The following is a 14,245-nucleotide window of genomic DNA, read 5'->3' on the forward strand; positions in this document are numbered from 1 at the left end:
GGCCTGGATCAGGCCAGAGCCTTGTCCTTTCCCTCGGGAACGAAGACTGCTCCGGCAGCGTGGCCAAGTTCGGACAGGTCGCCGCCCACCGTTTCCGCGTCAGCAGAGAGGCGGATGCCCAGGGTCAGTTTCAGGCCCAGCCAGACAACAAAGCTGGTGATAAAGACGAAGGCACCGATGGCACCGACACCGACGGCCTGCCCGTAGAAGCTTGCATCGCCATTGGTCAGTGGTACGGCCATCGTGCCCCAGATGCCGGCAAACAGGTGAACCGGGATGGCGCCGACCACGTCGTCGATACGCACAGATTCTAGGAATTTGGCGCCGAACGTCGCGATCACAGCGCCCACAGCGCCGATCAGCATGGCTTCGGTGACGGTCGGGGTGAGCGGTTCTGCCGTGATGGCAACCAGACCGGCCAGTGCGCCGTTGAGGCAATAGGCCAGGTTGGCCTTGCCGCGACCGAGGATCAGCGAGAGGACATAGGCCGTCACAACACCGGCGGCGGCTGCCATATTGGTGTTGGCGAAGATCTGCGAGATCGCGACGGCGTCGGCTGCAGAGCCCATGGCCAGTTGCGAGGCTCCGTTGAAGCCGAACCAGCCGAACCACAGAACGAACGTACCCAGTGTTGCCAGCGGAAGCGAAGAGGGCTGCATGGCTACGGCATCCGGGCCAAAGCGCCCGGAGCGTGCGCCGATCAGGATAGCCCCGGCCAGTGCCGCCCAGCCGCCAGTGGAATGCACCAGGGTGGAGCCCGCAAAATCGGAGAAGCCAAACTCGCTGTCGAGCCAGCCAGCGCCCCACTCCCAGGAGCCCTGGATCGGATAGATGAAGCCGGTCAGGACGACCACGAAGATGAAGAAGGAGCCCAGCTTCACCCGCTCGGCGATGGTTCCGGAGACGATTGAGGCCGCTGTGGCCACGAATACCATCTGGAAGAACCAGTCTGATGCGGCGGCATATCCGGTCGACAGGTCGATGCTATCATCGGCTGCGACCTCGGACGGGGCCCAGATTTCAGGGATGCCGAAGAAGGGGGTCTGCCCGCCATACATGAGCTGATAGCCCACAAGGTAGAACATGATGCCGGCGATCGAGTAGAGCGCGATGTTTTTCAGACAGATCGCTGCGGCGTGTTTGGTGCGTACAAAGCCGACTTCCAGCATGGCAAATCCGGCCGCCATCAACATCACCAGGAAGCCACCGATCAGGAAGAGCAGTGTATTGAAAACAAAGGCTGTCTCTTCGGAGACTTCAGCTGCGGCATTGGCCGAGGTCAAAAGACCCATACCCAGTCCTGCCGCGACAATCACTGCCGCTTTGGTGCGCCAGCTTCTCTTCTTTTCCCACATGGTACCCTCCATAGTCTTGCGGGTGCAGCGCAGGGCGCTGCGTCTCTGGGACACGGCAATGCCGGCCCGTGTGCGGAGCTGGGTTTTGTGAAGCCGGGCTTGTCCCGGAGCATCGTCGCCAAAACCGCAGCCAAAACGTCTGCGGCGGGGTCGTCGGATGGATCTGTGTGCGGGTCTGTCGCCCTGGTTTCGCCTTATGGCGTTTAGCGGTGTCTTGCCGATGATCGGTGAAAAGGCCGGCGTCGGCCGCCGCCAGCAGTCACAGATCGCGGTCCCGACAAGACACCGCGTCTTCAGTGGGGTTTCGCCGGACAAAATCGTCAAGCAAGCGTTAAGTTTTATTCCGGGCAGGTTCGAAACTGCACGCCGATGAAGCAAGCTTGCTCGCATCTGCAGCAAAAAATTTGCACATGCGAAGTGGAAAGCCTTCGGGCGCGAAATAAATATGCCCGTGCAAACAGCTTGCTCGAAAGGCACTGCGGCTCTCGACAGCTGCCGGAGCGGTGGCTAACGTCCACCTGAACACTGTTCACTAGACGAGCGGCGCAAAGCCGCCTGACATTTGGTCGATATACTCAAAAAGGGGAGAGAAATGGCCGAACCCGATATCCTGAAAGGCAAGCTGCGCATTCCGGTGATTGGCGCGCCGCTTTTCATCATCTCCAATCCGGACCTGGTCATCGCTCAGTGCAAGGCCGGGATTGTCGGGTCGTTCCCGTCGCTGAATGCGCGCCCGGTCAGCCAGCTGGATGAATGGCTCGACCAGATCACGTCCGAGCTGGACAGCTATAACCGTGCCAATCCGGACAAGCCGGCTGCGCCTTTCGCCGTGAATCAGATCGTGCATCGCTCCAATAATCGCCTCGAAGAGGACATGGCGCTGTGCGAGAAATACAAGGTCCCGGTTGTGATTTGTTCGCTCGGCGCCCAGGAGTCCGTCTACAAGGCGGTCGATAACTGGGGTGGTATCACGCTGCATGACGTCATCAACCAGCGCTTCGCCCACAAGGCGATCGACAAGGGCGCAACGGGCCTGATCTGCGTTTCCGCAGGAGCGGGTGGCCATGCCGGTGCGCTCTCACCCTATGGCTTCATTGCCGAGACCCGCGAATGGTTTGACGGACCGATCCTGTGTTCCGGTTCGATCTCGACGGGTGGCGGTGTGCTCGCAGCCCAGGCCATGGGCGCCGACTACGCCTACATCGGTTCTGCCTTCATCGCGACCAAGGAGGCGCGCGCCGAAGAGGCGTACAAGCAGGGCATTGTCGACGGCAGGGCCGAGGACATCGTCTACACCAACCTCTTCACCGGTGTGCACGGCAATTATCTGCGCAAATCGATCGAAGAAGCGGGTCTGGATCCCGACAATCTGCCGGAAAGTGACCCGTCAGCGATGAATTTCGGTTCCGGCGGTAGTTCCGACGCCAAGGCCTGGAAAGACATCTGGGGGTCCGGCCAGGGCATCGGCTCGGTCAAGGCCATCCAGAGCGCCGGCGAATACATCGACCAGCTGGCGGCGGAGTATGAGGCGACCAAGGCGCGGCTTTGTAGCTAGTGCCGTCAATGCTCCCCCGAGCATTTGCCGTGATCGCCCAGGCTCGCCATGATCTGGCACTGGGCGATTGCGCCGCCCTTGCATGATGAGATCATGCGTTCCAGTTCCTCTTCCAGCGCTCGCAACTGGCGGATGCGGTCGCGAACCTCTTGCAGGTGACTCGTGGCAAGACGATCCGCTGTCGCGCAGTCATTGCCGGGCTGTTGCTGTAGCCGGATGAGGCCGCGCACGCTGTCGACCGGGAAGCCGAGATCGCGGGCGTGGCGAATGAAGCGCAGCTGGTCGATACGCGCTTCATCATAAACGCGGCGCCCGCTGGCCGTGCGGTCCGGTTCGGGCATCAACCCGTTCTCTTCGTAGAACCGGATCGTTGTCACCTTTACCCCGGACATTTCACTGGCGCGCCCGATCGAGTGGAAGTTCATGACTTTTTCCGCTTGCTTCTACAGTGACTGTAGAAATTACATTCACTGACAGCAAGGGAGACTGATTCCATGGATTGCTGTTCCAACCAGCCCAAATTCGACGGAACATCCAAAGCCTACCGACGCGCCTTGATTGCCGTGATCGTCATCAACGCGGTCATGTTCTTTGTCGAGGCCGGTGCCGGAGTGGGTTCCGGGTCCGAAGCCCTGAAGGCGGATGCCCTGGATTTCGCGGGCGATGCTCTGACCTATACGATCAGCCTCGCGGTGATCGGCAGCTCCCTGGCCCTGAGGGCCAAAGCTGCGATGTTCAAGGGCGTCTTCCTTGGCGCGACCGCCGCAGCGGTACTTGCTATGGCCGTCATTGACGTTTTTGCCGGTGAATTGCCCTCTGCGCCGACCATGGGCTGGATCGGAACCCTGGCGCTTGTGGCCAATCTGGTGTCGGTGCTGATCCTGCTGCGCTGGCGCGATGGTGATGCCAATGTCCGCTCGGTCTGGCTGTGCTCTCGCAATGACGCCATCGGCAATGTCGGGGTGGTGATTGCCGGTTTCCTGGTTTTCGCCCTGCAGTCGCGTTTTCCCGATCTCATCCTCGCCGTGTTGATGGCGGGTCTTTTCCTGCGCTCGGCGGTGAGCATCATCAAACAGGCAAGAGCGGAAATGGCCGAGGAGGCCGTGTCGAACCGTTGCGGTGCGACCTAGCTGGCGCGAACGCCCGCGGCCTGATTGTTCACACACCCGTTCAGCTGGGTGCGGCAGTCGAGGAGATAGTCCGGCCCGTTGTCGGAGAGTATCTGCGGGGTTGCGAACCCCCAGTCGACAGCTGCCGCCGAACATCCGGCTTCGCGGGCAGCCTCGATGTCGCGGACTTCGTCGCCGACACACAGGGTGCGTTCGGCCGTGGTGCCGGCTTTCTTGATGACCTTGCGGAAGACGGGCGCCTTGCCAAACAGGGCGGCGCCGCAGGCGAACTGGCTGAAGAGGGCGGTCAATTCAGGTCCGAGAACTTCCTTGACGGCGACTTCGCCATTGGAGCTGACCACGGCGAGCGTGACGCCCTGAGCATGCAAGGCATGCAGGGCATCGGAAATACCGTCAAAGAGGTGGATCTTGTCGACATTCTCCGCGGCCCGGGCGCGGACATCTGCGGCGATGAAGGGCAGTTTCCACGCCGGGATCTGAAGCTCGTCCATGATCGCCTTGGGCGCTAGACCACGCAGCCGTTCGGCCTTTTCCTCACAGATCGGCGGCAGGCCGTGCTTGTCGACCACGTCAGCCAGTGCCGTGCGGAACCAGGTCAGGCTGTCGGCCAGAGTGCCGTCAAAGTCGAATATCACCAGGTCATAACGTCGAGTCACGAATCGGCCCCGTTGCCGCAGATAACGAAGAGGCCGGTTTTTAGACCGGCCTCGTAACGCTTTTATGATTCTCTTGCGCGTTGCACCCCTAAATCGAGGTCAGCCATTCTGGTTTGACGTAGGGTAGGTCGAGATCGTCAGCGACGGACTTGTAGGTGATCTCGCCGCCAGAGACGTTCAGGCCTCGGGCCAGGTTGGCGTCGTCATTGAGCGCTTTCTCGACACCCTTGTTCGCGATCGCGATGGCGAAGGGAAGGGTGGCGTTGTTCAGCGCGAAGGCAGAGGTGCGCGCATAGGCGCCCGGCATGTTGGCGACACAGTAGTGAACGACACCGTCGACGACATAGGTCGGATCGTCATGCGTGGTGGCCTTGGAGGTCTCGAAACAACCACCCTGGTCGATAGCGATGTCAACCAGAACCGCGCCGTCCTTCATATTGGCCAGCATGGCCTTGGAGACCAGCTTCGGTGCAGCTGCGCCCGGGATCAGAACCGCGCCGATGACGACATCGGCTTCACGCACGGCCGCGTCGAGTGCAGCCTGGGTGGAGTAGGCGGTTTTCACGGCACCGGCAAACTGGACGTCGAGCTCGGCCAGGCGGGCGTTGGAGCGGTCAAAGACCGTGACGTCGGCGCGCGCACCGATCGCCATTTCTGCCGCGTGCGTTCCGGCTACACCGCCACCGATGATGACGATCTTGGCCGGCAGGACGCCCGGTACGCCACCGAGCATCAGGCCGAGACCGCCCTGGGCCTTCTGCAGGCAATGCGCAGCGACAGAGACGGACATACGACCGGCAACCTGTGACATCGGGGTGAGCAGGGGCAGGCGGCCCTCATTGTCCGTTACGGTCTCATAGGCGATCGCCGTACAGCCGGACTTGCGCAGGCCTTCTGCCTGGACCGGATCGGGTGCCAGGTGGAGATAGGTGTAGAGGATGTGGTGCGGCTTGAGCATCGCCGTTTCGACCGGCTGGGGCTCTTTAACCTTGACGATCATCTCTGCGGCTTCGAACACGGCAGCAGCGTCCGGCAGGATGGAGGCTCCCGCATCGACATAGTCCTGGTCCGAGCAGCCAATGCCCAGGCCTGCGGTGGTTTCAACAACAACCTCGTGACCATGGCCGACCAGTTCGGCGACCGAATTTGGCGTCAGGCCGACACGATATTCACGAACCTTGATTTCCTTGGGAACACCGATGCGCATGATTTTCTCCCGCTCTCTTTCTTCATTCCGGCTGGATCTGCGAAATTGTGCAAATAACCGGGCCGATTTCGAAATATTTTGACTTTCTGACGAGTGTGGGCGAAGAATGCTGCGCACATCTCAAATTTGGCGGTGATATATACGAACATCACTGTCTTTGCCAGCAAGTTTTCTCCGAGGGTCTAATGCGCCTTGATGCCGTTGATATCGCCATTCTCAACCAGCTTCAGATGGATGGTCGCCTGACCAATGCTGAGCTGGCGGAGCGCGCCGGCCTTTCACCCTCGGCCTGCCATCGCCGCGTGAAGGCTCTGGAGGCGAGCGGGGTGATTGATCGTTATGTGGCGATTCTGTCGTCGGAAGCGCTGGGGCGCGGTATCACGGTTTACGTCCAGGTGACGCTCGACAATCAGAAACGCGATACGCTGCAGGGTTTTGAAGATGCCGTCGAAGACGTGCCCGAGGTGATGGAATGTTACCTGATGAGCGGCGAGGCGGATTATCTGGTGCGTGTTCTGGTGCGTGACGCGAATGATTATGAACGTGTGCACCGCGAAGTCCTGTCAGCCTTGCCGGGGGTGGCGCGCCTGCATTCCAGCTTCACCATCCGCCAGGTCTTCTCGCGCACGCAGGTGCCGGTGGCCGAGGGAACGGAAGTCTAGTTGTGGCGCGTCGATCCTCCCCGTTTCGTCTAGAGCTGAGCGATGAGCGAATAAAGAAATTTAAGCGCGGCTTTTTCCGACGCTGGAAACAGATTGCCGAACTGCCGGTTGCTGAAATTCGGCGGATCGATGTCGAAGTCGTCGACGCCCTTACATATGATTCCGTCTTTCTGGCTTTCACGGGATCGGAACGCACCATTCGGGTGGAAGAAGACGATGAAGGTTGCGACGCACTTGCCGCGTGGATGGACGGTCAATACGACCTCCTCGATCCCGAGTGGCGCGAGACCGTGGATGCGTACATCTGTGCGAACCCTCTGAAGGGTATGTTCGCCACACTCTGGCTCGACGAGGGAACCGAGGTCTGACTGCGGATAGTCAGTTTTTCCGAAATCGTCGGTAATCAAATGCCGAGCGCAAGATATCTTCCTCATCGAACATGAATTGAGGAGACCGACATGACGGACCTGACCATCACGCTGGAAGAAGACGGTAACAAGGGGCGCTATGTGGCGCGGCTGCCGGGCAGCGCGGACGAGGCCGAGATGACCTATTCGCGCATCAGCCCCAGCCGCATCATTGTCGATCACACCGGCGTACCGGACGCCTTCAAGGGCATGGGCGTGGGCAAGGCGTTGGCGCTTCATATCATTTCCGAAGCCCGGACGAGGGGTTTCACCATCGTCCCGCTGTGTCCCTTCCTGAAAGCCCAGGCGGATCGCAATCCCGACTGGGGAGATGTGATCGAGGGCATGGCCGCACCGGCCGCAGGCTGAAGGGCTTGCCCTCGGGCCGAGGGAGGGCTAACTCCCCGGCCATGACTGATGATCGCTACACTGTGCTGGGCCAGCTGGGCTCGGACACCCCGCTCCCCAACTCGCCGGAAGAGGCCGAGCTGGAGCGTGTCGCCAATCCGTGTGATGCGGATTACATGATCCGCTTCGCCTGTCCGGAATTCACCTCGATCTGTCCGGTAACCGGCGCTCCGGACTTTGCCCACCTGGTGATCGACTATGTACCGCAGGACTGGATCGTCGAATCCAAGTCGCTCAAACTCTTTCTTGGCTCCTTCCGCAATCACGGTGCCTTCCACGAGGCCTGCACAACCATGATCGGCCAGCGTCTGGTCAAGGAGCTCGACCCGAAATGGTTGCGTATCGGCGGCTATTGGTATCCGCGCGGCGGCATCCCGATTGATGTCTTCTTCGCGACGGGCGAACCACCCAAGGGCGTCTGGATCCCCGACCAGGGCGTCGCGCCCTATCGTGGACGCGGCTAGGCTTTCCAGCGGCCGATATGAGCGGTGGGACGTTTGCGTTCCACCGGTTCATCCCTTGCGGTGCCGATGTAGATGAAGCCGGCTATGCGTTCGCCTGAACGCAGGCCCAGCATGTCCTTCACATCATGGTCGAAGGCGTACCATTCCGTCAGCCATTGCGCGCCGAAGCCCATGGCCGAGGCGCCGATCAGCAAGTTCTGGCAGGCTGCGCCTGCGGACAATTCCTGCTCCCAAACCGGGATGGCATGCTTTTCGGTGACGCAGGAAATCACGGCGATGACCAGCGGTGCACGATTGAAGCGATTGCGCTCTAAATCCACCTGCTCCGGCGTGGCATCGCCATTCTTGGCTGACCAGATCTTGCCGAGCACATTGCCAAAACTTGCCCGAGCCTCATGTTCAAACAGGATGAACCGCCAAGGTGCCAGCTTGCCGTGATCGGGAACACGAGCCGCTATACCAAGCAGATGGCGGATCTGGGCTTCATCGGGGCCCGGTTCGCTCAGGCCGATGGCAGGGGTGGATCGGCGGCGCGTCAGCAATTCCAACGCATCGTCGGATTTGTGTGATGGGGCGAGTCGCTCACCAGGCTGGGGAAAATCAGGCAGGTTGATCTCATTCATTATGAGGTTTTCTTCCCTAAAATATCAGTGTCTTTGACCAAACACTTGTCAGCTCGTTATATCTTGGAACTGACAACGTTGTGACAAAAGGGCTCCGGGGGGAGTAGTATTGGGCATGAACGCAGAAATCTCCATCGATGATGACACGCCGGCTGATCGCCGCCGCCGCAAGGTTCGCGAAGCCATCATCGATGCGGCTGAAGCGATCTTCTCCAGCGAGGGCGAGCAGGGCATTTCGATGCGTCGCCTGGCTGAGGCGATCGATTACAGCCCCGCCGCCATCTACAAGTATTTTTCGTCCAAGGATGACCTGTTCGAGGCTATCCGGGATCTGTTTTTCGAGCGCTTGCTCAAACGAATCCACGAGGCGATGGCCGAGGGCGGCGAGACCAGTCAGCTCTGCGCGCGCTGTGTGAAGGCCTATATCGAGACCGGTCTGGAAGAGCCCAATCATTATATCATGGCCTTTTCGCCCTCCGCCCGTGTGCAGCCGCATGTGCATTCCGAGGAGGAGACGGCGTATCAGGCCGAGTCCAAGCTCGTCTCCATGATCGAGAAGGGCATGGCCGAGGGCGCCTTCCGCAAGATGGACCCGCATGTCGCGTCCAAGTCGGTGTGGGCTAGTCTGCACGGGCTGACCAATTTGATGGTCTGTCTGGACGATTTTCCGTCCGGCATGCCGGGCTCGGAACATGTTACTCGTGAAGAGGTTATCGACTTCCACACCGATGTGATCATGCGCGGTCTATGCTGTAACGCATAGTTGCCATGCGCAAAAAAGTAAACGTCGTTCACTTTTCAAACCGGGTTTGAGTTACTATCTATCGTCTCGTATTCTGAGCGAAGGGTAGTCTCATGCTGGCGAAACGATTTCGGGTTGGTGCCGGAACAATGGTCGCTGTTGGTGCCGTTGTACTGGCGGCGAGCGTATTTGGTGTGTCCGGTTGGCGCGCTGAAGCCAATCTGAGCGAGACCGCGTCGCCGCCCATGCCGGTTTCAGCCTATCGAGTTGCCTATGAGGACGCCGCCTTGATCGAGGAGCGTTTCCCGGGCGTGGTCGCTGCTGCACGACAGAGTGCCCTGGGGTTCCAGCAGGGCGGTCGGATCGAGGAGATCCTGGTGGATGTTGGCGACCAGGTCCTGGCCGGTCAGCCGTTGGCACGACTGGATACCCGTACGCTTGAGGCGCAGATTGCTGCCGCTGACGCGCAGACCCGCGAAGCGGCTGCTCAGACGGCGCTTGCTCGGGATACGCAGGGCCGTCAACAGATACTGCTCGAACGCGGGCACATCTCCCAGCAACGATATGACGAGATCGTCACATCGACCGATGCCGCTCGTGCCCGCCAGAACGCTGCTGCCGCATCAGCGGATGCCATGCGTGTCCAGCTCGATCTGGCCGTGATTGAGGCGCCGTACGCTGGTGTGATTACGGCACGCAGCAGTGATGAGGGGGCTATCGCCGCGCCGGGAACACCGGTCCTCGAGCTGGTGGAAACGAGTGCGCGCGAAGTGCGGATCGGCCTGCCGGCAGCTGTGATCGGCACGCTGGAGAATGGGCAAATCTACCGTTTTGAAGGAGAAAGCGGGGAGTTCTCCGCCGTTTTCCGTTCCAACACCGGACTGATGGATCGCCAAACCCGCACGGTTTCAGCGGTGTTCGACATCGCTCCGGACCAGCCGGTCATTATCGGTGAAATTGCACGATTGGTTGTTGAGACGCCGGTTGGAACCGATGGATTCTGGGTGCCCACAGATGCCCTCGCGGAGAGCCGCCGCGGGCTGTGGTCCGTTTTCATCTTGCAGCCGGAAGCAGATGAATACCGGCTGGAAGCCCGCATTGTGGAAACTGTTCGTGTGGAAGCAGAGCGCGTGTTTGTGCGCGGGGCTGTCGATGATGGCGAATACATCCTGGCAGCCGGTCTCCAGCGCGTAACCGCGGGTCAGCTGGTGGCCCTGCAGACGGGCGCGGAGGCTGAATAATGGCCACGCTCTTTTATCGATATCACCGCCTGACCATCCTGGCGATTACCCTCCTGCTTGCGGCAGGCCTGGGCGCATTTTTTTCACTGGGTCGCCAGGAGGATCCGACCCTGGTCGAGCGCTACGGCACCATTACGACGCCGTATGCCGGCGCCTCGGCTGAGCGTGTGGAGGCCTTGATTACAGAGCCGCTTGAAGATGCGATCAATGAGCTGGCGGAGATCGATGAAACATTCTCGACTTCGCGGTCCGGCGTGTCGGTGATCGGGATGTCTATCCGCGAGGATCTGAGCCAAGCCGAGGTCGACCAGACCTGGACCAAGATCCGCGAGCAGGTCGACAGCGTCCGTCCATTCCTGCCAGCGGCCTCGGGTGCCCCTGATGTGGATCGTCAGTATATCGGCGCTGCCACCATTATCGTGGCGCTTAGCTGGGCGGATGTGGGTGAAGAGAATATCGGCATCCTTTCTCGCTTGGGCCTCGACCTTGAGCGCGAGCTGCGCAACATGCCTGGCACTGAAGAGACACGAATTTTCGGCGAGGCTGAAGAAGAGATCCGCGTCGAGGTGGACCCGGAGCGTCTTGCCTCGCTGGGGCTCAGCGTTGCTGATGTTGCCAGCCTGACCAATAGCGCGGATGCCAAGGTTCCAGCCGGTGAGATCCGCGCAGGTGCAAGCGATCTCGGTGTCGAGATCGATGGAGAGTTTGACGGTATAGACCGGATCCGGTCCATCGCCCTGACAGACGGTCAGGATGGCCGCTTCGTGCGTCTGGGCGATGTGGCTGAGGTCAGTCGCGGAGAGCGTCAGCCAACCCGCTCCCTCGCGACGACCCAAGGGCAGCGCACGGTCCTGGTTGCAGCCTATCTGCAGCCGGACCTGCGCGCCGATGTCTGGGCCGAGCGCGCCGATACCGTGGTGGCCGCTTTCGCTGAGAGCGTGCCTGGCATCCAGGTCGAGACGATTTTCCGACAGGGCGATTATGTGGAATCGCGCCTCAACGGGCTGGCGACCAATCTGGGTTATTCCGCACTGATCGTCTTCGCCGTCCTCTTTCTGATGATGGGCTGGCGAGCGGCTTTCATTGTTGGCTCGGCTTTGCCTCTGACGGTGCTGACCGTCATGTTGCTGATGCGCCTGTTTGATGAACCTCTGCACCAGATGTCTGTAACGGGTCTTGTCGTCGCGCTCGGCCTGTTGATCGATAACGCGATCGTCGTGGTCGAGGAATACCGGCTTTTGCGGGCCAAGGGGCAGTCCCCCCTGGAAGCGCTGGATGGCGCCGTTCGCCTGCTGTTTGCGCCACTTCTGGCATCAACGCTGACGACAGTCTTTGCCTTTGCGCCGATCGCGCTGATGCCGGGATCTGCCGGCGAGTTCATCTCCATGATCGGGATCTCGGTGATCTTTGCGATCACGGCTTCCTTCCTGCTGGCCATGACCGTCGTGGGTGCGCTGGCGGCCTGGTTTGATGATCCAAAGGTTGACGGCGGACCACGTCGCTTCTGGCGCACGGGACTGCATGTCGCGCCTCTGGCGTGGATCTACAAACGTATCCTGACTGTGATCGTGGAGAGGCCCTGGGTTGGGATTTTCGCGTCTGTCTTGCTGCCGATTGCCGGTTTTGTCGCCGCATCGACCCTGCCGATGCAGTTTTTCCCGCCGACCGACCGCGACATGTTCCAGCTTGAGCTGGAATTGCCCTCAACGGCTTCAATCGAGGAAACTCGTCGTCAGACCGAAAGGGCGCGCGAGATCATCGAACGTTATGATGGCATCGAGCGGGTCACCTGGACGATCGGCGAAAGCTCCCCTCGTACCTACTACAATGTGGTCGGTAACAAATCGGGTGTCTCCAACTACGCAGCCGGTTTTGTGCACACGGAATCTGCGCAGGCGACCGCACGCATCCTGCCGCTGTTGCAGCAGGAGATGATGCGGGAGTTTCCGCAGGCGCGGGTGCTGACCCTGCCTTTCGAACAGGGGCCGCCGATCCCTGCACCGATCGAGCTGGTTATCGTCGGGCCTGAATTGGCCGAACTTGACCGGATCGGAAGCGAGCTTCGCACCTTGTTGGCCTCAACACCGACTGTCACCTACACCATGGCTCAGCTGGAAATGGGAGAACCGGTTGCGCGTGTCATGGCCGATGAAGCCTCGACAGAATTGGCGGGCCTGCGTCTGAGCGACCTGGCCAACCAGTTACGCAGTGACCTGGACGGTGTCGTTGGCGGCAGTGTGCTGGAAGGCATCGAGGAATTGCCTGTTCGCATCATCGCTAGCGCAGATCGTCGTGCCTCGTTGAGCGATGTCTCCGGCGCGCCGTTGCGGACTGCCGACGGTGAACTGGTCGCAGCGCCGCTCTCCGCACTGGGCGAGATCACGCTGGCGCCGCAAGTCGCCCAGATTCCCCACGAGGATGGCCGCCGAATTAACCGGATCTACGCCTATCTCGACCCGTTCACCTTGCCGGCGACAGCGCTGTCTTCGTTCATGCAGCGCCTGGACGAGGCGGGACTGGAATTGCCGCCGGGGTATGAGCTTCAGATGGGCGGTGAGGCGGCAGAGCGTGGTGATGCCGTTGGCAATCTGCTGGGCACTGCCGTCCCGCTGATCGTCCTGATGATCGGTTCGGTCGTTCTTGCGTTCAACAGTTTCCGTTTCGCTGGAGTGATCCTGACGGTTGCCTTCCTGTCAGTCGGTCTCGCCATGTTTGGCGTCTGGCTGTTCGGGACGCCCATGGGCTTTAACGCCATTGTCGGCTCGATGGGGCTGATGGGCTTGTCGATCAATGGCGCGATTGTCGTGCTTTCCGCGCTCAAGGTCTCGCCCGAGGCTTCGGCGCTGGAAGAGGGCAGTGTGGTCTCCACGGTGATGGATGCGACACGCCACATAATCTCGACGACGCTGACGACCATTGGCGGTTTCATTCCGCTGCTTTTGTCGGGTGATAATTTCTGGCTGCCGTTCGCTTCGGCGATGGTTGGCGGTGTCAGTGGCTCGGCAATCCTCGCGCTGATCTTTGCGCCGGCGGCGTTTGTTCTGTTGATGCGAAGCCAGAGCAAGGCCAGGCGCTTGATGGCTGCCGTCAAACGACATTCCGGCCAGGACGAGATCTCGGCGGTGCCGGCGGAATAGCGGCGCTTGCGGAGTGCTTTCAACCTCAATAGAGCTGCCCTTGGAAGCGGGAGTTCGAGATGAGCGAGAAGCGCGGTCCGTGGCAGGTCCACGGCGTTGAAGTGAAATATGAAAATGCCTGGATGCGGGTCGACGAGTTCGATGCAACGCGTCCGGATGGAGCGCCTGCGCTCTACGGAGTTGTTCACTTCCAGACACGAGCGCTTGCTGTTTTGCCTCTGTTCGAGAATGGCGACACCCTCCTGGTTGGCCAGCATCGTTTTCCCAATGACCATTACAGCTGGGAATTGCCGGAAGGTGGCGGCAATCCTGCCGCTGACCAACGCGAGGAAGCGGCCCGTGAGCTGGAGGAGGAAACCGGTTATCGGGCAAAACACTGGCAGGAAATACTGCGGCTGGAATTGTCCAACTCGATCAGCGATGAAACCGGAACGGGGTTTGTCGCCACCGGGCTGGAGCCGGGCAGGGCTAACCCTGATCCGTCCGAAGTCCTGCAAACGCGCCGCATCGCCTTTCGGGACCTGCTGGTTGAATGCCAGTCCGGAAAAATCTCTGATTCCCTTACACTGGTAATGGTCTTCAAGGCTTACTACATGGCTCGGGAAGGTTTATTGGAGCCGGAGCTTGCCCGTGCCATGCTGCAGGGCTGACGGAAGGA

The 14,245-nt window shown here is 60.4% G+C and carries 15 protein-coding genes; 10 read left to right on the plus strand and 5 right to left on the minus strand.

The window, feature by feature from the left end; genetic code table 11:
* Positions 1-8 precede the first annotated feature (8 nt).
* On the minus strand, positions 9-1,292 hold the full coding sequence (locus JJ889_RS06940; RefSeq protein WP_366940063.1) for an ammonium transporter: 1,284 nt from the start codon (positions 1,290-1,292) through the stop codon (positions 9-11).
* A gap of 655 nt (positions 1,293-1,947) precedes the next feature.
* Here JJ889_RS06940 and JJ889_RS06945 point away from each other — a divergent pair.
* Positions 1,948-2,910, plus strand: coding sequence for a nitronate monooxygenase family protein (locus JJ889_RS06945; RefSeq protein ID WP_291892992.1), 963 nt, complete (start codon positions 1,948-1,950; stop codon positions 2,908-2,910).
* Between the two features lie 5 nt (positions 2,911-2,915).
* Here JJ889_RS06945 and JJ889_RS06950 read toward each other — a convergent pair whose 3' ends face one another.
* The gene (locus JJ889_RS06950) at positions 2,916-3,335 is read right to left on the minus strand and encodes a helix-turn-helix domain-containing protein (protein WP_291892995.1); all 420 of its coding nucleotides are present in this window, start codon (positions 3,333-3,335) and stop codon (positions 2,916-2,918) included.
* A gap of 69 nt (positions 3,336-3,404) precedes the next feature.
* On the opposite strand from JJ889_RS06950, the gene JJ889_RS06955 reads away from it, so the two are divergent.
* The gene (locus JJ889_RS06955; RefSeq protein WP_291892998.1) at positions 3,405-4,040 is read left to right on the plus strand and encodes a cation transporter; all 636 of its coding nucleotides are present in this window, start codon (positions 3,405-3,407) and stop codon (positions 4,038-4,040) included.
* Here JJ889_RS06955 and JJ889_RS06960 read toward each other — a convergent pair.
* Together JJ889_RS06960 and ald are read right to left on the minus strand one after the other, a co-directional pair.
* On the minus strand, positions 4,037-4,696 hold the full coding sequence (locus JJ889_RS06960; RefSeq protein WP_291893002.1) for an HAD hydrolase-like protein: 660 nt from the start codon (positions 4,694-4,696) through the stop codon (positions 4,037-4,039). The two genes, JJ889_RS06955 and JJ889_RS06960, sit on opposite strands and share 4 nt — an antisense overlap.
* 88 nt (positions 4,697-4,784) lie before the next feature.
* On the minus strand, positions 4,785-5,903 hold the full coding sequence (ald, locus tag JJ889_RS06965) for an alanine dehydrogenase (RefSeq protein WP_291893004.1): 1,119 nt from the start codon (positions 5,901-5,903) through the stop codon (positions 4,785-4,787).
* A gap of 185 nt (positions 5,904-6,088) precedes the next feature.
* Here ald and JJ889_RS06970 point away from each other — a divergent pair, with 185 nt between their 5' ends.
* From JJ889_RS06970 to queF, 4 genes are all read left to right on the plus strand, one after another.
* Positions 6,089-6,565 (plus strand): Lrp/AsnC family transcriptional regulator, encoded by a 477-nt coding sequence (locus JJ889_RS06970; protein ID WP_291893007.1) that lies wholly within the window; start codon positions 6,089-6,091, stop codon positions 6,563-6,565.
* A gap of 2 nt (positions 6,566-6,567) precedes the next feature.
* Entirely contained in the window at positions 6,568-6,933 is a 366-nt protein-coding gene (locus JJ889_RS06975) for a hypothetical protein (protein ID WP_291893010.1), read from the plus strand.
* A gap of 90 nt (positions 6,934-7,023) precedes the next feature.
* The gene (locus JJ889_RS06980) at positions 7,024-7,341 is read left to right on the plus strand and encodes a GNAT family N-acetyltransferase (RefSeq protein WP_291893014.1); all 318 of its coding nucleotides are present in this window, start codon (positions 7,024-7,026) and stop codon (positions 7,339-7,341) included.
* A 41-nt stretch (positions 7,342-7,382) separates the two neighbouring features.
* Complete coding sequence (gene queF / locus JJ889_RS06985; protein ID WP_291893017.1) at positions 7,383-7,844, plus strand: preQ(1) synthase; 462 nt, start codon at positions 7,383-7,385, stop codon at positions 7,842-7,844.
* On the opposite strand, the gene JJ889_RS06990 is transcribed toward queF, so the two are convergent.
* Entirely contained in the window at positions 7,841-8,467 is a 627-nt protein-coding gene (locus JJ889_RS06990; protein WP_291893021.1) for a nitroreductase, read from the minus strand. The genes queF and JJ889_RS06990 overlap by 4 nt on opposite strands.
* Before the next feature lie 115 nt (positions 8,468-8,582).
* Here JJ889_RS06990 and JJ889_RS06995 point away from each other — a divergent pair, with 115 nt between their 5' ends.
* The 4 genes from JJ889_RS06995 (at position 8,583) to JJ889_RS07010 (ending at position 14,237) form a co-directional block, all read left to right on the plus strand.
* Positions 8,583-9,230, plus strand: coding sequence for a TetR/AcrR family transcriptional regulator (locus JJ889_RS06995; RefSeq protein WP_291893024.1), 648 nt, complete (start codon positions 8,583-8,585; stop codon positions 9,228-9,230).
* A 92-nt stretch (positions 9,231-9,322) separates the two neighbouring features.
* Positions 9,323-10,450: an efflux RND transporter periplasmic adaptor subunit gene (locus JJ889_RS07000; protein WP_291893027.1), complete on the plus strand. Its 1,128-nt coding sequence runs from the start codon at positions 9,323-9,325 to the stop codon at positions 10,448-10,450.
* Positions 10,450-13,587 (plus strand): efflux RND transporter permease subunit, encoded by a 3,138-nt coding sequence (locus JJ889_RS07005; protein ID WP_291893029.1) that lies wholly within the window; start codon positions 10,450-10,452, stop codon positions 13,585-13,587. The genes JJ889_RS07000 and JJ889_RS07005 overlap by 1 nt, the downstream gene beginning before the upstream one ends.
* Before the next feature lie 59 nt (positions 13,588-13,646).
* Positions 13,647-14,237, plus strand: coding sequence for an NUDIX hydrolase (locus tag JJ889_RS07010; RefSeq protein WP_291893032.1), 591 nt, complete (start codon positions 13,647-13,649; stop codon positions 14,235-14,237).
* The last annotated feature ends 8 nt before the right edge of the window (positions 14,238-14,245 follow it).

This window comes from Maricaulis sp. (assembly GCF_017643475.1).
Lineage (GTDB): Bacteria > Pseudomonadota > Alphaproteobacteria > Caulobacterales > Maricaulaceae > Maricaulis.